At 48.2% G+C, this 19586-nt stretch carries 17 protein-coding genes and 1 riboswitch; of the genes, 4 read left to right on the plus strand and 13 right to left on the minus strand.

Annotation, left to right across the window (positions count from 1 at the left end):
• The first annotated feature begins 28 nt into the window (after nt 1–28).
• Nucleotides 29–892: a hypothetical protein gene (locus AC4EHJ_RS06335; RefSeq protein ID WP_490974719.1), complete on the plus strand. Its 864-nt coding sequence runs from the start codon at nt 29–31 to the stop codon at nt 890–892.
• Nucleotides 893–1050: 158 nt separating this feature from the next.
• Nucleotides 1051–1221, plus strand: coding sequence for a hypothetical protein (locus tag AC4EHJ_RS06340; RefSeq protein WP_490974720.1), 171 nt, complete (start codon nt 1051–1053; stop codon nt 1219–1221).
• Between the two features lie 92 nt (nt 1222–1313).
• Here AC4EHJ_RS06340 and AC4EHJ_RS06345 read toward each other — a convergent pair whose 3' ends face one another.
• Nucleotides 1314–2321 (minus strand): LLM class flavin-dependent oxidoreductase, encoded by a 1008-nt coding sequence (locus AC4EHJ_RS06345; protein ID WP_490974721.1) that lies wholly within the window; start codon nt 2319–2321, stop codon nt 1314–1316.
• 392 nt (nt 2322–2713) lie between these two features.
• Nucleotides 2714–2817: riboswitch (SAM riboswitch) on the plus strand.
• A 77-nt stretch (nt 2818–2894) separates the two neighbouring features.
• Here AC4EHJ_RS06345 and AC4EHJ_RS06350 point away from each other — a divergent pair.
• A complete protein-coding gene (locus AC4EHJ_RS06350; protein WP_490974722.1) occupies nt 2895–4016 on the plus strand; it encodes a methionine biosynthesis PLP-dependent protein in 1122 nt (373 codons plus the stop codon).
• A complete protein-coding gene (gene metC / locus AC4EHJ_RS06355) occupies nt 4013–5185 on the plus strand; it encodes a cystathionine beta-lyase (protein WP_490974723.1) in 1173 nt (390 codons plus the stop codon). Before AC4EHJ_RS06350 ends, metC begins: the two co-directional genes overlap by 4 nt.
• A 49-nt stretch (nt 5186–5234) precedes the next feature.
• Here metC and ystJ read toward each other — a convergent pair whose 3' ends face one another.
• The 12 genes from ystJ to AC4EHJ_RS06415 all read right to left on the minus strand — a co-directional run bounded on the left by ystJ (nt 5235) and on the right by AC4EHJ_RS06415 (nt 19572).
• Complete coding sequence (gene ystJ, locus AC4EHJ_RS06360) at nt 5235–6470, minus strand: NADP-dependent malic enzyme (RefSeq protein WP_490974724.1); 1236 nt, start codon at nt 6468–6470, stop codon at nt 5235–5237.
• Between the two features lie 251 nt (nt 6471–6721).
• On the minus strand, nt 6722–7486 hold the full coding sequence (locus AC4EHJ_RS06365) for an SDR family NAD(P)-dependent oxidoreductase (protein ID WP_490974725.1): 765 nt from the start codon (nt 7484–7486) through the stop codon (nt 6722–6724).
• Nucleotides 7486–8433, minus strand: coding sequence for a 3-hydroxyacyl-CoA dehydrogenase family protein (locus tag AC4EHJ_RS06370; RefSeq protein WP_490974726.1), 948 nt, complete (start codon nt 8431–8433; stop codon nt 7486–7488). Before AC4EHJ_RS06370 ends, AC4EHJ_RS06365 begins: the two co-directional genes overlap by 1 nt.
• Nucleotides 8434–8517: 84 nt before the next feature.
• Nucleotides 8518–9834, minus strand: a complete 1317-nt coding sequence (locus tag AC4EHJ_RS06375; protein ID WP_490974727.1) for a GntP family permease — start codon at nt 9832–9834, stop codon at nt 8518–8520.
• A gap of 416 nt (nt 9835–10250) precedes the next feature.
• Nucleotides 10251–11531: a histidinol dehydrogenase gene (gene hisD, locus AC4EHJ_RS06380; RefSeq protein ID WP_490974728.1), complete on the minus strand. Its 1281-nt coding sequence runs from the start codon at nt 11529–11531 to the stop codon at nt 10251–10253.
• Nucleotides 11532–11617: 86 nt separating this feature from the next.
• Entirely contained in the window at nt 11618–12604 is a 987-nt protein-coding gene (locus AC4EHJ_RS06385) for a LacI family DNA-binding transcriptional regulator (RefSeq protein WP_490974729.1), read from the minus strand.
• A gap of 122 nt (nt 12605–12726) precedes the next feature.
• A complete protein-coding gene (locus AC4EHJ_RS06390; protein WP_490974730.1) occupies nt 12727–13398 on the minus strand; it encodes a hypothetical protein in 672 nt (223 codons plus the stop codon).
• A 139-nt stretch (nt 13399–13537) separates the two neighbouring features.
• The gene (locus AC4EHJ_RS06395; RefSeq protein ID WP_490975629.1) at nt 13538–14647 is read right to left on the minus strand and encodes an aminotransferase class I/II-fold pyridoxal phosphate-dependent enzyme; all 1110 of its coding nucleotides are present in this window, start codon (nt 14645–14647) and stop codon (nt 13538–13540) included.
• Nucleotides 14648–14797: 150 nt separating this feature from the next.
• Nucleotides 14798–16162, minus strand: a complete 1365-nt coding sequence (locus AC4EHJ_RS06400; protein WP_490974731.1) for a phenylacetate--CoA ligase family protein — start codon at nt 16160–16162, stop codon at nt 14798–14800.
• Nucleotides 16163–16240: 78 nt separating this feature from the next.
• Nucleotides 16241–18106, minus strand: a complete 1866-nt coding sequence (locus tag AC4EHJ_RS06405) for a polysaccharide biosynthesis protein (protein WP_490974732.1) — start codon at nt 18104–18106, stop codon at nt 16241–16243.
• Nucleotides 18107–18143: 37 nt separating this feature from the next.
• Entirely contained in the window at nt 18144–18797 is a 654-nt protein-coding gene (locus AC4EHJ_RS06410; RefSeq protein ID WP_490974733.1) for a CpsD/CapB family tyrosine-protein kinase, read from the minus strand.
• On the minus strand, nt 18784–19572 hold the full coding sequence (locus AC4EHJ_RS06415; protein WP_490974734.1) for a YveK family protein: 789 nt from the start codon (nt 19570–19572) through the stop codon (nt 18784–18786). The genes AC4EHJ_RS06410 and AC4EHJ_RS06415 overlap by 14 nt, the downstream gene beginning before the upstream one ends.
• Nucleotides 19573–19586 lie beyond the last annotated feature (14 nt).

A 19586-nucleotide genomic window follows, 5' to 3' on the forward strand; every position in this document is an offset into this window, starting at 1 on the left:
TGAAGAAAAAAATTGAGGTGTCCCCCGAATGTTAAGGAAAATCATTGTTTTATTTGCCGTCGCATTTTTTATGGTGCTCATCATGTTCACCGGAATGATGTTCATGACCAATACAACAGAAATCTATTCACAAGATGATATAAAGTTGGAGATCGAAAAACCAGCTTTCTTTACGCTGGCAGAACCGGACGCAGACGGCAAGCGGAACATTACGCTATTCAGCTTGCCGCTCGGCAGCTATACGTTAACGGAGCGACAATTAGACAATGGCACCACAATTGTTTTCGAACATCTTGAAAACACAAGCTGGCTGCCGTTCGTCGTCTCTATGAATACAGCAGGCATCGGAGACGCAGACGTGCGTTCTTGGAACCCCGAACCCGGCATGCTCACAACAGATCCGGAATACGGCAACGACCCGACTACTAATCCATACGGCATCATTGCGATGGATTCTGCTGAAATCCTGCAAGGCAATATTTACGTTTCACGGAATCTGGCGCTTGGAAATGGCGATCCAGTCAACGAATTGCGCCATGAAATAACGGAATTGACAATCGAAGAAGGCAAACTTCTGAAAAACTTTTGGCTTCCGCCGAAGCATCAAGCTGACAGCTGGTTCTTGATGTCGCCGGAACCCTTTTTCAGCCTTCTGCAAGACGAGGAAGCTTGGCTTTCGCACACGGCTCAAAATCCACGCGAACGGTTGAACTGGCTGACACCGGAAGGGCCAATGGTGAAGATTCCCCTGACTGATGATCTACGCACAGAAATGGCTTATAGCGCATCTTCTAATACCGCTGGAGCAATAGCAGAGGAATGGCAAAAAGATTCTCCAGCTGTCTATTTCGAAAGCATCCTGTTGAATGCCGAAGCAACCGAACAGCAATAACCAAAACCCGCTCGAGCCACAAGCTCTGGCGGGTTTTGGTTTCAATAAAAAGCATTGAAACTTTATTAATGACGGAATAGTCAGTATAATAAAGCATATAGACGTCCGCCTTCCTTCACTGGCTTTAATCAAACATCAGCGGAAAGGAGGTCGTTCCAATGGCCAAAATCAGAATCGATCCGCAGGAAACACCGCGCGAAATCGAAGAAGATTATAATGCTGCCCAAAACATGATTGGCGAAGGCGCACCAGATTATGCCAACTCGAAAGATGACGATGCACCCCAGGAAATCAAAATTGAAGCGCAGCAAGCTAAACGGCTCCAATAGCTTCCGCTCCTTGCACCGCCAAATCCTGGCGGTGCTTTTTATTGCACAAAAAAATCCCCGCCAAAGCGATTGCTTTAGCAGAGACATGGTATTTATTCCATCATATCACCAAGAAGGCTGTAAGAACGCAGGCGGTCTTCAAGATGAAAAATCTGGGAATTGACAATGACTTCGTTCGCTCGGGTTTTATTGATAAAGTTCCGCAGCTTTTCGCGGACCACATCCGGTGTGCCGACAATCATCGATTCTGAAGCCAGTTTTTCTTTGAAAATGGCAATTTCACGGTCCGACCAAACCTTTTCGAGATCATCGATCGGCGGCTGGAAATGGGTCGGCATACCTCGCATCAGCGCAAACATCTGCTGCTGGCCGGATGTTGCAAGCCATTCCGCCCTCTCCTGTGTATCCGCTGCAATGACATTGACGCCGACCATGGCATACGGCTCTTTCAATGCGGCGGAAGGTTTAAAGTTCTGGTGGTAGAGCTGCAAAGCCTGAATCGTGTAGTCCGGCGCAAAATGGCTGGCAAATGAAAATGGCAAGCCTTTAATCGCCGCAAGCCTAGCACTGAAGCCGCTTGAACCAAGCAGCCAAAGCGGCACATCCAGACCGGTTCCAGGAAAAGCGCGGACGCTGCCTTTTGGATTTTCGGAAAAATAGTTTTGCAGTTCTTCTACTTGCTGTGGAAACTCATCCCCGCTGCTGTGCAACGTTCGGCGCAGCGCATAAGCTGTCGCCTGGTCGCTCCCGGGCGCGCGCCCTAAACCAAGGTCAATGCGGCCGGGGTACAGCGATTCAAGCGTACCGAATTGCTCTGCGATAACGAGCGGCGCATGGTTCGGCAGCATGACGCCTCCTGAACCTACACGGATCCGCTTTGTTTGCCCGGCAATGTGGCCGATTAAAACTGATGTCGCAGAACTGCCGATGCCCGGCATATTATGGTGCTCAGCAAGCCAAAGCCGGTTAAAACCTAATTTCTCTACATGCTGCGCCAATTCGACGCTGTTCTTGAATGATTGAGCCGCATCGCTGTCTGCGTTGACCGGCGCCAAGTCTAGCACAGCCAATGGTATGTTTTCGAATTTTTTACTAGTCATCATTCATCACTCCTCACTTTTACAAGTGTAGCGGTATTTTCTTTTTTCTACACGGTTCCTGCTCAGCACCCAGAAAAACCAGTCAATTGCTTTTCCCGATAATGTTTTTCAAGGCGCTCGGTTTTCTTGAACGCATCCCTTCTTACCTAGTCAAGATAGACTTTTCCGATGTCCATTCAAGATGAAACGACAGTTCGTTCAACTTTTTCGTAATTCAAATTAACCGGAAAGAAACAGAGCCATCTCAACTTTCTGATCTACAAATAATTTTTTAAAAATTTAAACTTTCCCTTGTAAAATTCGCCCTGCTGTATTAAAGTAAACTTTATCTAAAGGCGCTGTTTGATCGGTGGACCTTTACCCTGCACGCACATTAAAACTTCATATTTTATTTCTTATCTAGAGAGACGGAGGGATTTGGCCCTGTGAAGTCTCAGCAACCAGCCCTTATGGCTACGGTGCTAATTCCAATAAGCCTCGGCTTAGAAGATGAGAAGATTAGGTTCCCAAAACAGGGGCTTTCTTCTTTTTCAAGAAGCGAGCCCCTGTTTTTATTTTGAAAGGATGATTCCCATGGAAAAATTCGGCATTGAAACGCAACTAGTGCAATTAGGCAATAAAACCGATAAAACGACAGGGGCGGTCAGCACCCCAATTTATTTGTCGACCGCTTATGAACATGAGGGGCTTGGCAGGTCGACAGGCTATGATTACACGCGCACCAAAAACCCGACTCGCTCCGTACTGGAAGAAGGCATCGCCGCTCTTGAAGGCGCGGATGCTGGATTTGCCTGTAGTTCCGGAATGGCGGCAATTCAACTGGTGCTGTCGCTGTTCAGGCCTGATGACGAGCTATTGGTACCGGAAGATATTTACGGAGGCACTTACCGGCTGCTCCAGCATTATTCGGAGATTTACAATATCCGCACCGTTTACGCAGATTTCAATGATGTCAGCCACACTGAAAGCTTGATCACAGATAAAACGAAAGCGTTATTCATCGAGACGCCAACCAATCCATTGATGCAGGAAATCGACCTGGCCGCCTACGGAAAACTGGCGAAAAAACATGGTTTGCTGCTCATTGCCGACAACACCTTTTTAACGCCTTACCTTCAACAGCCTATAACATTAGGCGCAGACATCGTCGTGCACAGCGCGACAAAGTATATCGGCGGCCATAATGACGTGCTCGGCGGCTTGGTTGCTGCTAAAGGCCAGGCGCTTTGCGAGAAACTGGGCGTGCTTCACAATTCAGCTGGCGCAGTGTTATCGCCGTTCGATTCCTGGTTGTTGATCCGCGGCTTGAAGACGCTGCCGCTTCGCATGAAACAGCACGAAAAAAATGCGTGCGAAGCTGCTGAGTTTCTGGCACATCACCCTGCGGTCACAGATGTCCTTTATCCCGGAAAAGGAGGCATGTTGTCATTCCGCTTGCAAGACGCATCATTGGTCGGTCCGTTTCTGGAAAATTTGGAACTGATCACGTTCGCTGAAAGCCTGGGCGGCGTGGAAAGTTTCATCACCTATCCCGCCACCCAGACGCACGCCGATATCCCTTATGAAGAGCGGACGCGCCGCGGAATTTGCGATTGCCTGCTCCGCTTTTCCGTCGGCATCGAAGACATTGAAGACCTGACAGCCGATCTTACCCAAGCATTCGCAAAACTGGACAAGGAGGTCCTTCGCCTATGACACATTTGGAAACTCAATTCATCCACGCAGCCGGAGTCGACAAAGAAACCGGGGCGGTCAATGTCCCGATTCACTTGTCTTCCACATACCATCAGGCCAGCTTTGACGAATTCGGACCGTTCGATTACAGCCGCTCCGGCAATCCCACACGTTTAAAGCTGGAAGAAACCATTGCCAAACTCGAAGGCGGCACACGCGGATTCGCTTTCGCTTCCGGCATGGCTGCCATTTCTTCCGCGTTCATGCTGCTGTCGGCTGGCGACCACGTCCTTGTATCGGAAGATGTCTACGGGGGCACTTACCGCTTTGTCACGGAAGTGCTTACCAAATTCGGAATTTCCTATAGCTTTGTCGACATGACCGACCTCAGCGAAATGGCCGCAACTATCCAGTCCAATACGAAAGTCGTTTATATAGAAACACCATCCAATCCGGTCATGAATATCACTGACATCGAAATAGCCGCCAAGCTCGCAAAAGCCAATGGCTGCTTAACATTTGTCGACAATACATTCATGACGCCTTTGTACCAGAACCCGCTTGCTTTGGGCGCAGATGTCGTCTTGCACAGCGCGACGAAATTTCTATCCGGCCACAGCGATATCATCGCGGGGCTCGCAGTCGTCAAAGATCCGGAATTGGCGGATCGTCTCGGCTTTATTCAAAATACGTTCGGTTCGGTCTTGGGGGCTCATGATTCCTATACCTTGATCCAAGGCATCAAAACTCTGGGCGCACGGTTGAAGCAATCATCCGCTTCTGCCCGTGTCATTGCGCAATATTTGCATAGCCATCCCGCCGTGGAAGAAGTCTATTATCCGGGCTTCACATTCCATCCGGGCAATCCGATCCATGAGCGCCAAGCACGCGACGCGGGAGCTGTTGTATCGCTGCGCCTGAGAGACAAAGATGCTGCCCGGATTTTTGTGGAGAGCCTCCAAATTCCGGTATTTGCGGTAAGTTTGGGAGCAGTCGAAACGATTCTTTCTTACCCGGCGACAATGTCCCATGCATCTATGCCGAAAGAATACCGCGAGAAGCGCGGCATCACAGACGGTGTTCTGCGTTTATCTGTCGGCCTCGAAAACCGCGACGATTTGCTGGAAGACCTTGAACAAGCGCTGCAAAAAGTCCGCCGCGCAATACAAACTCCCGAACTGGTGAAATAAATTCCCGAACAAAACCGCCCATTCAACTTGCTGAATGGGCGGCTTTCTTTTAATATATCGTTTTTCCTGAAAGAGCTTCCTGTGCAGCGGAGGCATTTGTACCAATCGGCCGCTTAGCCACACCCGTATCAATCGCAGCTTGCGCCACTGCGGCTGCTACTGCCGGTGCAACGCGCAAGTCGAATGGCGCTGGAATGACGTATTCATCGTGGAGTTCGTGCAATTCCAGCAGCCCGGCAATCGCTTCTACTGCCGCAATTTTCATCGCATCATTGATTTCAGTAGCACGGACGTCCAGTGCCCCGCGGAAGATGCCTGGGAACGCCAGGACGTTATTGACCTGGTTCGGGAAGTCGGAACGTCCCGTGCCCACAATGCGGGCCCCTGCGCGTTTTGCCGCGTGCGGCAAAATCTCCGGGTTCGGGTTCGCCATCGCAAAGATGATGGGTTCTGCATTCATCGATGCCACCATTTCTTCACTCAAAGCTCCCTCGGCCGATACGCCGATAAACACGTCCGCCCCTTTGATAACATCTCCAAGTTTGCCTTCAGACCGGCCATAATTGGTCATTTCTGCTACTTCTTCCTTGAATGGATTCATTCCGTAGGAACGGCCTTTAAAAATGGCGCCTTTCGTATCACACATGATCAACTGGCTGAAACCGTATTTGCTCAGCAGCTTTACGACCGCAATCCCTGCGGCTCCTGCCCCGTTGACGACCACTTTTACTTCATCGACATTTTTACCGACCAGTTTCAGGGAATTGATCAATCCGGCAAGCGTCACAATGGCCGTTCCATGCTGATCATCGTGGAATACCGGGATTCCCATCTCATCTTTCAAGCGCTGCTCTACGATAAAGCAAGTAGGCGCAGAAATGTCTTCCAAATTGACTCCGCCAAAGCCGGGCTCCAGCAGTTTAACCGTTTGGATGATTGTTTCAGCGTCTGTTGTGTCCAAGCAGATTGGAAATGCATCAACGCCCGCGAATTCTTTGAACAGCACCGCTTTCCCTTCCATTACCGGCAACGCCGCATGAGGGCCGATATTGCCAAGTCCGAGAACCGCGGTGCCATCTGTAATGACTGCCACCGTATTGCCTTTCATCGTGTACTCGTAGACTTTCCCCGTGTCCTGCGCAATTTCCTTGCACGGCTCTGCTACTCCGGGAGAATAGGCGAGACTTAACTCCCTTTCATTTCCGACCGCCACTTTTGAACGGACTTCGAGTTTTCCTTGATGTTCCCGATGCAGATGCAAAGAGTCGTTTCTCAGGTTCGCCATTGCCTCATCTCCCTTTGTTTATAATTGTTCATTATAAAGCGTTTAGAGCCAATTGAAAGACTTTTCTGATTTTTATTGTATTATTCGGACTTTTGACTGAGACAAAACTCATATGAAAGCGCCTTCATATTAAAAGAGTCCCAGAAGTCTCCATTTGCAGTCAGGCAACTACTAATAATAAAAGGCAGAGAAAACGAATCGTTTTCTCTGCCCTTCAATATTATTTGCTTTATGGTTTGACGTTTTATACGTCAAATGGCGGTCCATCCTCCGTCGACTTTGATTGTTTCGCCTGTCACGAAATTCGATAAATCCGAAGCGAGATACAACACAGCTCCAGATATGTCTTTCGGCTGCGCGAGGCCGTCCAGTAGAATGCGGCTCTCGACGTCTTTCTTAAATGCTTCGTCTTCGAACATCTTCGCTGTGAATTCTGTTTCGATGAACGTCGGAGCTACGGCATTGACCTTTACCCCGCCTTTCGCCCATTCCACAGCCAGCGCTTTGGTCATTTGCACCATTCCGCCTTTGCTTGAGCAATAGGCTGCGCGCTTGATATAGCCGACAAATGCCATTTGGGAAGCAATATTGATGATGCGCCCGCTTTTCTGCGCAAGCATATATTTAGCAGCTGCCTGGCTAGCGAAAAAGGCTGATTTCAAGTTCAAATCCAGGACCGTGTCCCAGTCTGATTCCGTCACTTCCATCGCAGGTTTTGCGATATTAACGCCTGCATTATTCACCAGCACATCGACTGTACCGAAAGTGTCCGCTGCTGTGTCAATCAGCCGCCGTACTTCTGTTACTGCACTCAAATCACCGGCCACTGCGATGCAGCGCGGATTAAATTCATGAAGCTCGCTCAGCGCATTATCGAGCGTTTGCTGATTGCGTCCCGAGATGACGACATTCGCCCCCAGTTCTGCAAAAGTCCGGGCAATATCCCGGCCAATTCCTTTGCTGCCACCGGTTACAATGACGGTCTTGCCGGCAAGTTCGGAAAAGTATGCACCCATTATTCGCTCTCCCCCATTGCCTGCAGATCATTTTTCAGGAAATGGATCAGCGTCCTTTCCCGGTCTGCATTGAGTTTGCGCGATACGGCTGGCTCCCAATCGTAGAAGCCTTTGCCGCTCTTGTCGCCCAAATTGCCGTCTGCCGCAAGTTCCGACAAAATTTTGCCTGAGCGCTGGTCGGTCGCCAAATCTTCGAACAAATAATTCGAAATTGCCGAAAACACATCCAAGCCGCCCATATCGGCTGTCATTAATGGTCCGGTCACCGGCAAGCGGCGCCCAATGCTATAAGTGACTGCTGCATCAATATCTTCTTTTGACGCCGCTCCGGAATCCAACAGCGCTTGCGCTTCACGGAACAACGCGTATTGCAGACGATTGCCGATAAAGCCAGGCAGTTCTTTTTGCAATAAAATCGGTTTCTTATTCATATCCACAATAACTTGCATCGCACGCTGCACGGTTTCTTCGTCGGTCTTGCTGCCTTTGACTACTTCGACCAACGGAATAAGATGACCTGGATTCCAGAAATGCGTCACGACGAACCGGTTTGGATGCGCCATTTTTTCAGACAGCAGACTTGGCATGAAGCCCGATGTATTGCTCGCGATAACGACGTCTTCTCCGACAAGCTTCTCAAGAGTAGCGTACATTTCTTTCTTCAATTCCAGCACTTCCGGAATCACTTCGATGATGAACGTCGCGCCTTCGACAGTTTCTTCAAGAGAAGTCGAGAATTGGATGGTGTCTTTGATGCGTTTCGCATCCGCTTCGCCGAATAAATCGTTGTCGACCATCACGCCCAGTTTATTGGCAAGGCCGTTGTTTGCATTTTCCAGGTCTTGCTCATTAATGCCATAAACTTTTACAGGATGCCCTGCCCACGCTGCTGATAATGCGATGGAATGCCCCATCGTGCCGCTGCCGAGAATTGAAATCTTTTCCATGTTTTGCACCTCTTCCAAATAGTCCATCTAAAAAAAGTATACCCAACAAACTAGCTGAAAACTAGCTCATTGGGTATTTAGATCTTATAAACCTAGAGAGAACAACACTACTGCGAGAACTGCGCCAAGAAGCGGCACCACTACAGACAGCGCACCGAATGCAGGATATGCATCCTTATGGGTCTCACCGGCAATCGAACGGATTGTCGTTACCACATAACCGCCTTGCGGCAAGGAATCCAGGGAACCGGATGAAATAGCGACCGTTCTATGAAGCGCTTCCGGGTCAACGCCCAGATCCAGGTAATGCGGTGCCAGAAGCGGCAAGGCAATCGCTTGCCCGCCTGATGACGAACCTGTCAATCCGGCGATGACGGCAACGGCAAGCGCGCCGCCGATCAGCGGACTTCCTGGAATACCAGTAATGACGCCGACAGCTGTTTCAAATGCAGAAGTCGCTTTGACGACTCCGCCAAATCCTACAACGGCTGCTGTATTGGCAATCGCAATAACTGCGCCAAGCGCTCCGTCGCCAAACGCCTTGCCGATATTCGTAAAATACTTGCGGTTGATCACATACGTAGCGGCGATCCCGCCGCTAAGCGCTATGATCAACGCAGAAGTTCCCAGTGAATCGTGGAAAATGAACGAAATGATCAACACCACTAACAACGGCACCATGCTGAGAAGCGGATTCGGTAATTCTTTGCGGGTATCCGCAGTCGGATCCGTTTTTCTCGAAACGAAATGCTCGCCTTTCGAGACAGCTTTTGTGATCATCTTCTTCAGCCACCAATAACCGAATATCATCATAAACACGGCGACAATCGCACTGACTTCCCAGCCAGCGTATGGCGTCGTGCCAAGGAATTCAATCGGAATCCAGTTCTGGATTTCAGGTGAACCCGCTGACGTCATTGTAAATGTGGTCGAACCGAATGCCAGTGCAGCCGGTATAAAGCGGCGAGGCAGGTCCGCTTGCTTGAACAAGCTAAGCGCCATCGGATAGACCGAGAAAGCCACGACGAACAAACTCACGCCGCCATAAGTCAAAACGGCACAGGCGAGAACGACAGCCAGCGCCGCCCGTTTCATACCAAGTTTGCCAACAATCCATTTTGACACACTGTCGGCTGCACCGCTGTCTTCCATCACTTTACCAAAAATCGCACCTGTCAGGAACATCAGGTACCACGAGGCGATAAAACCCGTAAATCCTGTCATGTAATTTGTCAGGAAGTTGGCTGCGCCTTCTTCCGCAAGCTGCGGGAAGAGCGGCAACCCGTTCATGATTCCGACAAGCAAAGCAGTGAGCGGTGCCGCAATCAGCAAGTTCATGCCTTTCATCGTCAAGTAAATCAATAACGCCAATCCGCCAAATAAACCTATCATGCCAATCATATAATTTCCTCCATCAAGCTTTGGGATATGCCAACTTTCTAAGAGACACTTGTTAGCTCTTTTCATTTCGCTTCAGGCGGACGCCTTCCGCGCTGCGAAAACCATTGCTCCTACAGCGCCATGCGCTTCGTCGCAAACAAGTTGGTCAAAATCCTTTTGCCCAACTTGTTCGCCGCCTTCCGCTACATTCAAAGGTATTTCTTTTTAGAGAGTTTTTTCTTTACTGAAGAGCATGAAAGATACACTTTCTGCAGTTTCTTTCGGTTCTTTAGATATGGAGCAAAATAGTCCGACTCCCAAGGGAGCAGTGAAACGATGAAGTGACGACTAACTTGTTCGCTAGCACGAGTTAGTTCGGCGCAAGTCCACGTGAAAGCGGGACTGTTTTGCAAAATATCGGCTTAATAAGCACTCTATTATTTTTTACCGTAGCGTTTTACGCGCAATAGCGCTTGTTCTGCGTGGCCTGCAAAGTTTTCAAGCTGGCACAGTCGTGCAGCGTATTCACCGATATAGGCGCTTGCTTCAGGTGTCGTGATTTTTTGGTAAGTGACCGTTTTGATGAATTTGCCAACCCATAAGCCACCTGTATAGCGTGCTGCGCCTTTTGTCGGCAAGGTGTGGTTTGTGCCGATGACTTTATCACCGTAAGCGACGTTGGTTTCTGGCCCTAGGAACAAGCAGCCGTAATTCGTCATATTTTCCAGGAAGTAATCCGGGTTTTCCGTCAGAATTTCCACGTGTTCAAATGCAAGGCGATCTGCTTCGATGCGCGCTTCTTCGATAGAGTCGACAATAAGGATCTGTCCATAATCTTCCCATGATACGCGGGCTACGTCAGCAGTCGACAAAGTTTTGAGTTGGCGCTCAATTTCTTTGACTGTCTCTTCAGCCAATTGCTCAGAAGTGGTGATCAACGCGCCTGGCGACGTTGGACCGTGTTCTCCTTGGCCTAAAATGTCTGTCGCGACCATTTCTGCGTCTGCTGTATGGTCTGCTACCACCAAAGTCTCCGTTGGGCCTGCGAATAAATCAATCCCGACTCTGCCGTATAATTGGCGTTTCGCTTCTGCAACGAATGCATTCCCCGGTCCTACGATCATGTCGACCGCTTCGATTGTCTCAGTGCCGATTGCCATTGCAGCCATTGCCTGAATTCCGCCAAGCAAATAGATTTCATCTGCGCCTGCTAAAGACATGGCAGCAATCGTAGCATTCGGAATTTCTCCGTTGATCGGCGGCGTGCAAGCGATTACACGTTTAACGCCGGCAACTTTTGCAGTGAGCACACTCATATGCGCAGATGCCACCATTGGATAACGCCCGCCTGGGATGTAACAGCCTACACTGTTGACTGGAATATTTTTATGGCCCAGAATGACGCCTGGAATGTGTTGGACTTCTACATCGCTCAATGACGCGAGCTGTGCTTCAGCGAATGCTTTGATGTTCTTTTGTGCGAATTTGATGTCTTCAATCACAGAGGCAGGGACTTTGGAAACGATTTCATTTACTTGCGCTTCAGTGAGTCTGAATGCTTCAGGAGACCATTTGTCGAATTTTTCCGACAACTCTCGAACTGCTTCATCCCCGCGCGCTTCCACATCTTTCAATGCTTCTGCAACAATCTGCGACACTTTAAAATCGTTTGCGCTTACTTCTTCTTGCGATTTCCCAGCTTTATATACTTTTACCAATGGGATTCCCTCCAATTTTTGAATACGTATGCAAAATACGTGCTACCAAGAAGAATATTGCAATTAATCTTGAAAGTCAATAATTTTCAGGCAGTTTTTCGTTTGATTAATTTCCCATTAATCTCAACTGCCCTTACTAAGCCAGTGTAATCAACGATTTCATCCATGATATATTCAATTGTTTTTTCCACCATTTTTACAATGGGCTGCTCCCACGTAGTCAGCTGATAACCCAACCATGCTGCCATATCGATGTTGTCGAATCCGACCACTTTTACGTCTTCCGGAATACGCAGTGAATTCTTTTTCAGCGCGTCGATAACGCCCAGCGCCATAATATCGTTCGCAGCAAAAATAGCCGCTGGAACTGGTCCTTGTTCCACTATGCCCAGTGCAGTCTTGAAGCCGCCTGAATATGTATAGTCCGATGCATATTTCCGATGGCTAATGCCTTTTTTCTTCAAGACTTCCATGAAACCCGCTTCCCGTTCGAGACTGGTCGACGTGTTGCCGTTGCCGGAAATGTAAACCATCTCTTTGATGCCTTGGCCGATCAGGTACTCGGCGACTTTTCTGCTGGCGTCCAAGTTATTGCAGCACACCGAATAAAATTCATCCGTGTTTAATTTGCGGTTGAAAAACACAAGCGGAATGCGGTTTGAACGGAAATCTTCTGCTACTTTCAATGACATCGCAGCATCCGTGATAATGACACCCGCTACATTATAATTCAGCAAAGTTTCCACATCTTCAGGCTGGATTTCCTCATTTTGCGTATGCACAAATAAGATGCTGTAGCCCAGTTTTTTGAACGCCGTTGTAAATTGCTTCAACACTTGCGGATAAAAGGGATTCTCGACCCCTTTCATCACCAAGCCGATGATTTTGGTTTTGTTGGTGATCAGACTGCGCGCAAATTCATTTGGCCGATAGCCCAACTGTTCAGCCGCTGCCAGCACTTTGGCACGGGTTTTCTCCGAAACTTTTGCCCCTTCAAAATAGACCCGTGAAACGGAAGACTGGGATACCCCTGCCAGTTTCGCTACATCATTCGCTGTAACCATGTGCTTCATTTTCTTCATTCCTTTGCGCTTGATATCGAATTCTAGAATACACCATTTTCCTGCTTTTGGCATTTATTTCTTAGATAATTCAACAAAAAAACGGCCTGCGAACGCACAGGCCGGATACTGGCTTATTCAATCGATTCCAAAGATGATGTCACTCGGTACTCATCCGTTCCTTCTCCCATGATAAACTCCCGCTTCACTTCACCGAGCCCTTCCACGTAATAATTGCGGATTGTCGCGCCATCATCTTCATGTTTCTCGGTCATGATTGCATTATCGAAATTTGCATAAGGGGTTTCCGTCGCAACATCGATCTCCACTACCTCTAATCCGTCCACTTTATCGCCGACTCCAATCGGCAATTCAAAGAAGCGGGAAATCGGTTTCAAGGCTTTGAGCTCTTCAAGCGGCGGATTATATTCTTCATAGAACTCCGGCTTCTCCAGAACCAAGTCCGCCGCATTATCGGCGATCCGGAATACCTTCAGAATTGTAGTACCGCCATTGTCTTCGTATAAAGCGATATAGTCCTCTTCCAGAAAAACGGTGCGGACCGTGAGCTGTGCATATTCGTTTCCATCCCCTCTAAAATGCGCGATGGTGCCATCTTTCATAAAAAAGCTGTAAGGATCGCTTTCCACGCCTGCAGGTTCTTCCGGTTCCTCTGCCGGTTCTTCTGCTGGTTCTTCTACTGGCGGCTGCCCACCGTTTTCCGGAACTTCCGGATCCCTTTCCGATCCGCACGCTGCAACTATTATTACGAATAACATCATTATCATAAGCTGGACAAGTTTCATAGCCATCTCCCCATTTCTCAGAATAGACGCCAATAAAAAGTAAGTCTAGCTGTCACGCTACGCTTGAGTCGTTTTGGCCATGGCTTCCGTGAATCGCAAAAGGGCCATCCCTCACCGGAATGTCCCTTCAACTCCCTTATCAATTATTAAAAAGGTTTTTAATAACACGGATGACTCGATTTTGCTGGGCGATTGTCATATTCGATCCCGACGGCAGGCATAAGCCGTGGCGGAAAATCCGTTCACTGACTGCTTCGCCATCGCCATCTTTGTAAAAAGGAGCATCCTTGAATAACTCTTGTTGGTGCAGCGGGTTCCAAATATTGCGGGATTCGATTTCCTCGGTCTCAAGGGCGCGCTTGATGTTTTCAGGCGTCAATGCGGTAATATCCGTGTTAAGCGTAAAGGCGCTCAGCCAGCGGTTTGAACGCGTATCTTCCAGTTCTGGCTGGAATTCAATAGCTTCGATATCCTTGAAGGCTTCTGCATACCTCTCATAAATCGCACGGCGGGCATTGACCCGGTCTTCAATCGCCTCTAATTGCGCTCTGCCAACTCCTGCAAGGATGTTGCTCATTCGGTAATTATAGCCAACTTCATGGTGTTTATAATATGGCGCAGGATCCTTTGCCTGTGAGGCAAGGAATCTAGCTTTCACCAGCGCTTTAGCATCATCGGAAATCAGCATTCCTCCGCTTGACGCTGTGATGATTTTATTGCCATTGAAGGAATAGATGCCAAATTTACCAAGGGTCCCGCTGCTGCGACCTTTGTAAAGAGAGCCAAGAGATTCAGCCGCATCTTCAATGATGGGTACGCCGTACTCGTTGCAGATTTCCAGCAATTCGTCCATCTGCGCGCTTTGGCCGTATAAATTGACGACAATCACTGCTTTGGGCAATTTCCCTTCTTCTGCCGATGCCACAAAGGCTTTTCGAAGAGCAGTTGGGGACATGTTCCATGTCTGTTCTTCCGCGTCAATGAAAACCGGTTCTGCTCCTTCGTATAAGATAGGGTTTGCGCTGGCAACGAATGTCAGTGATGAACAAAATACTCGATCCCCTTTGCCGACACCCAATAAATGAAGGGCCAAATGAATTGCTGCCGTGCCAGAACTCAACGCAGCCCCGGCTGCCGCTCCTGTATACGCAGCAAGTTCCGCTTCGAACTTGTCGACATTCGGCCCGATTGGAGCGATCCAATTGGTATCAAATGCTTCGTTGATGTATTTCATTTCGTTTCCGGTCATATGAGGAGAAGAAAGGAATATCTTTTCCTTCTGGTATGGCGCTTGAATGTAAAGATTGGTGCTCTGGTTTTGTTCGATTGGTAGAATCTTCATCAATAAATCACCCCGTCAAATTTCAGCTTTTCGCCTATTTTTCTTGCAAGCAGTTCGTTATCCGTTCAGATTATTGATCACCAGCCGGAATTTACTGTTCGGCTGCATAGGAATTTCTTCTACGATGCGCATATTAAATCGCATGTCGTTGCCAAAAATATAAACCATTTCTTCATGGATCGATTCAGTCATAGCGTTCGTATAACTTTCTGCCGCTTCTATCATCACGTCGATGACATCCGGCGAATTTTGGATAAACTGTATTTTCCGTATGCTGCCGGAAAAACGGCTGCTGGCCATAGACATATACAGAGCCGTGAATTTGCCTTTGCTTTTCGATTGGAGAAAATCATCTCCCCGGTCCTGTAAAGGGTGGACGACCGGATGAGCGCTGCCGCATTCGCAGTATCCCCCATCTTTCGCCATATCGATGCGTTCTCCGGTTTTGTAGCGAATCAATGGCGTTCCATACGTATTGAAACCCGTTATGATCATTTCCTTGTCGATTGTCGTTTCGATGATGCCCGAGCTCAAATTATAATGCAGCCTGCCTTTCGGGCATTCCGTTATGAACGGCGCCCCTTCTGCGGAAGCATAATGATTGCGGACCGGGCAATCGAAAGCCATTTCAATTTCCCGGCGGTGCTGAGGCGTCAAAGTTTCGGCGGACGAGAAAATCGCAATCGGATGGAACGACAAGATGATCCGGTGCTGGTTGATGTATTTCGCCACCTCATAAAGGGCTGATGGCAGCCCGTCGATGAAGTCCGGCTTATAGCCATCAAGATTTTCCACAAAAAAACCTGCGTTCTTTTCGTTGCAGTAATAAGCGGAATACAGGCGCTGCTTGCTTGAATAATTGTCGCGCCAGAACACCTTTTTCTGCTGCCTCTTCGGTATAAACCGATTGGAGCTGAAAGAAGCTCTTTTCATTTCCAAATTGGTGACTCCGTGCTGTTTTTTGAAAAAATCCAAAAACGCCATATGCTTTTGCATATCCTCTTTAGTGAAAAGGAATTTCAGCGGAATTCCGGCTGAGTCCAACGTATGGGATACGATGGCAGAGTTTTCGGAGATGGTGTACATGGAAGAGATGTTCTCCCGGACCATCTCTTTTTCCAGCACCGGCAATCTCTTCAAGTCATCTACCGTTTTTATTGAGCTGATGTCGACCCCTTTGTAGAAGTCCCGGTAAAACGGGCTCCTTTCAAAGGCATATTTGACTAGCTTCTGGAGTTCCTGTTCTTGATAGGTTTTTTCATAAACCGCATCAGAATAATCCCGTTTGCCCAATTCTTTCAGGTATTTGAAGTAAATGTTGCCATGTCGGCTTTTTGTCCTTCTGTATCCCTCCACGCTCGCAAAAAGGTTTTGGAAGTAAATCGGCGAATTGTCGTATATTTTCATGGGCAAATCACGCATCCGCACTTCCTCCTTTAATGTATTTTTCTCTAGTAGTTGTGGTGCTTCATCAAGGATGGCAGACGGTTTCTCAAAAACCTATGCGAACTTGCCCGCTGCTTTAGCTTTCCATTGATCTTGCCATTCAGGCGGCTGGCCATTTTCCGGCCGCTTGCGGTTAGCGAGTTTCAGCAGGATTTCCTTCGTTTCCTCAGGACCTAAATCCGGAAGCTGTTTCAGGACGCGGCTCATCTCGACTTGGCTGATTGGAGTCGCCTTGCCGATATAGATTTTCGGGAAAATCTTATCTGTCTGTATTTCACTTTCATCAAGCAATTCTTCGTATAATTTTTCTCCTGGGCGCATGCCGGAAAATTGGATTTTAATGTCATTTTCTTCGAAACCGGAAAGTTTGATCAAGTTCCGCGCAAGATCGACGATTTTCACCGGTTCGCCCATATCCAGAACGAAGACCTCACCGCCAGAAGCGAGCAGTCCCGCTTGGATCACCAGCCTGGAAGCTTCCGGAATCGTCATGAAATACCGCGTCATATTTTCATCCGTTACCGTGATCGGCCCGCCTGCTGCAATCTGCTGCTTAAAGAGCGGTACTACACTGCCGCGGGAACCTAGAACATTGCCGAAGCGAACTGCCGCAAAGGTGGTATTGCTGTTGACGGCCAAGTTCTGTACGATCATTTCCGCAAAGCGTTTCGTTGCCCCCATAATATTCGGAGGATTGACGGCCTTGTCTGTGGAAATCATGACAAAACTGCCTACGCCGAACTTGTCAGCTGCCTCTGCCACGTTTTTGGTGCCGAATATATTGTTCTTGACCGCTTCCAGAGGGTTCGCTTCCATCAGCGGTACATGTTTATGAGCTGCAGCATGATAGATGAGATCCGGCTCAAGGGTCTTGATGACGTGGAATATCCGTTCCCTGTCCTGCACATCCGCGATGATTGGAACAATTTTCGTCGTTTTCGGCACTTTTGCCCGCAGCTCCATATCGATGGTATAGATGGAATTCTCACCATGCCCCAAAAGCAGGATTTCTGCGGGATTGAATTTTGCGATTTGCCGGCAGATTTCAGAACCGATCGACCCGCCTGCGCCTGTTACCATGATTGACTTGCCGCTAAGCTGGTCATTGATTGCTTGCATATCCAGCTTGACTTCCTCGCGGCCGAGCAAATCCTCGATTTTCACATCACGGATATCGCTGACTTGGATTTTTCCGGTCATCAAATCTTCAATTCTCGGGATAGTCTGTGTTTTTGCGCCAGTATCCAAACATTTTTTTGTCAGTTCCGCCATCGCTTTTTTAGATAATGAAGGAATTGCGATGACTATTTGATCGATGCGGTGGTCTACGACATAGGCCGGGATATTGTCGAGCGCGCCGACAACTTCGATGCCCAGCATCTCGAGCCCCCATTTTTTCTTGTCATCATCCACAAAGATCACGGGATTTCTTCCCCATTCCGGATTATCCTTCATATGCCTTGCTATCATTCTTCCTGCCTGGCCTGCACCGATGACCATTGTTCGACTAGTTAATACCGCTTTACGCCTGATCGCCTGTTCCTGGATCAACCGCAGCGAAAGCCGCGAAGCTCCGAAAAAGAAAACCAGCAGCAGCCAAGAAAGCATCAGCGTTCTCACATATAATTGTGTAGAATACGTGTATTGCATGACGGCTGCTACAAGAATGGTGAACGTTACTGCCATGACAATCGACTTGAGTTCATCGATTGAAGCATAGGCCCAAATTTTCCGGTACAGCCCGTAATGCCAGGCAAATGAGTGCCAAGCGATGAACAGCGCTATCGTGCTGATGAAAAGCATTTCATTGGTCAACACGCTGGCATACGGATATAAGAATAAATAACAGGCATAGATAGAAGAAATAATAATCAACGAATCGATGAAGAATAACGACAGGTATCTTTTCTTAATCGTCAATTGAATTACCCCATCTCATCTCTGTTTTTTAATGTTGCTATTCGTCTCCGTAACCTTGGTAATAATAAGTATCTTTGCTGATTTCATAATTATTCATGACCACACCCATGATGAAGGCTTTAGAAGTTACCAGCGCGTCCCTTGCTTTAATGACGCTTTCCTTCTCGGATCTGCCGGTATTGACAACCAATACTGTGGCGTCGCATTTATTCGCCAGGATTTTCGAATCGGTAACCGACAACAGCGGCGGCGAGTCGAAAATGATCAAATCATATTTTTCTTTCATCTCTTCAATCAGCGAGTCAAGAGCCGGAGAGCTGAGAAGTTCAGCCGGATTTGGCGGAATCTGGCCGCATAGCAGCAAATCAAGGCCCACCACACCGCTCCGTTTCACGCTATCCTGGAGCCTGCCTTTTTTCAGCAGAAGATTCGACAGGCCGACTTTATTGCTTTGCTGGAAGGTATGGTGCAATGTCGGGCGTCTCATATCCGCATCGACCAGCAGCACACGTTTTCCGGCTTCGGCAAACACAATTGCCATATTGCAGGAAGTCGTCGATTTCCCTTCCTCTTTCGCTGCTGATGTAAATAGGATTGTCTGTGTATCAGGGCCTGGCATAGAGAAATTGATGTTTGTCCGAATCGTACGGTATTGTTCAGTAGTAATGGATTGGGGGTTAGTACGAACCACCAATTTTCGTCCCACCGATCGATTTGATTTTTTCGCTGTCCACATCTACCAACAACTCCTTCTTATCTTTTAATGTCGAAGATCTGCGTTTTTCCTTGCCGCCTTCAGTGCGGCTGACGATGCCCAGTACGTTAAGGCCGACTATCGCTTCGATGTCTTCCTCAGTACGGATTGTTGTGTTCATCTGATCGAGCAAAATTGCAAGCCCTGTTCCAAGCATAAGGCCGATGATTGCCCCGACACCCATATTGAATAGCGGATCCGGTTTAACCGGTTCGGGCTCAATCGGTACAATCGCTGGCGCCAGAATATTAACGTTGTCGACTTTCATCAAGTTTTTGATTTCAGCCTGGAATACGGATGCCGTCGTATTAGCGATAAGGACCGCTTTTTCCATCGAGGCGTCTTCCACATCCAACGTCACTACCTGTGAATTTTCAATATTTGATACCGTAATGCGTTCGTTCAGTTCTGCGACCGTCTCGTTCAAGCCAAGTTCTTTAATGACAGCCGATAAAATGATTGGGCTTTTGATGATGACATTGTACGTGCTGATCAACTGGATATTTGCATCAATGTCCTGCGTATCGAATGGCTGCGCCGCCGTCGTATTCTGGTTGACCAGAATTTGCGTCGAAGCCTGATAAATCGGCTTCATCATGGTGTAGCTGACAACCCCGCTTAACGCAACGAATAGCAAAGTCACCATAATGATCAGTGGAAGCCGCTTGCGTAAAGCCTTTAAAAATTCTTTGACGTTGAATGTACTCTCCATTTCCTGACACCTCT

Source organism: Planococcus sp. TJ-301 (genome assembly GCF_058268475.1).

Excerpts from the sequence above, each read along its gene's own strand:
- AC4EHJ_RS06335 (WP_490974719.1), top strand. The coding sequence starts at position 29 with ATGTTAAGGAAAATCATTGTTTTATTTGCCGTCGCATTTTTTATGGTG.
- AC4EHJ_RS06340 (WP_490974720.1), top strand. The coding sequence starts at position 1,051 with ATGGCCAAAATCAGAATCGATCCGCAGGAAACACCGCGCGAAATCGAA.
- AC4EHJ_RS06345 (WP_490974721.1), bottom strand. The coding sequence starts at position 2,321 with ATGACTAGTAAAAAATTCGAAAACATACCATTGGCTGTGCTAGACTTG.
- AC4EHJ_RS06350 (WP_490974722.1), top strand. The coding sequence starts at position 2,895 with ATGGAAAAATTCGGCATTGAAACGCAACTAGTGCAATTAGGCAATAAA.
- metC (WP_490974723.1), top strand. The coding sequence starts at position 4,013 with ATGACACATTTGGAAACTCAATTCATCCACGCAGCCGGAGTCGACAAA.
- ystJ (WP_490974724.1), bottom strand. The coding sequence starts at position 6,470 with ATGGCGAACCTGAGAAACGACTCTTTGCATCTGCATCGGGAACATCAA.
- AC4EHJ_RS06365 (WP_490974725.1), bottom strand. The coding sequence starts at position 7,486 with ATGGGTGCATACTTTTCCGAACTTGCCGGCAAGACCGTCATTGTAACC.
- AC4EHJ_RS06370 (WP_490974726.1), bottom strand. The coding sequence starts at position 8,433 with ATGGAAAAGATTTCAATTCTCGGCAGCGGCACGATGGGGCATTCCATC.
- AC4EHJ_RS06375 (WP_490974727.1), bottom strand. The coding sequence starts at position 9,834 with ATGATTGGCATGATAGGTTTATTTGGCGGATTGGCGTTATTGATTTAC.
- AC4EHJ_RS06385 (WP_490974729.1), bottom strand. The coding sequence starts at position 12,604 with ATGAAGCACATGGTTACAGCGAATGATGTAGCGAAACTGGCAGGGGTA.
- AC4EHJ_RS06390 (WP_490974730.1), bottom strand. The coding sequence starts at position 13,398 with ATGAAACTTGTCCAGCTTATGATAATGATGTTATTCGTAATAATAGTT.
- AC4EHJ_RS06395 (WP_490975629.1), bottom strand. The coding sequence starts at position 14,647 with ATGACCGGAAACGAAATGAAATACATCAACGAAGCATTTGATACCAAT.
- AC4EHJ_RS06400 (WP_490974731.1), bottom strand. The coding sequence starts at position 16,162 with ATGCGTGATTTGCCCATGAAAATATACGACAATTCGCCGATTTACTTC.
- AC4EHJ_RS06415 (WP_490974734.1), bottom strand. The coding sequence starts at position 19,572 with ATGGAGAGTACATTCAACGTCAAAGAATTTTTAAAGGCTTTACGCAAG.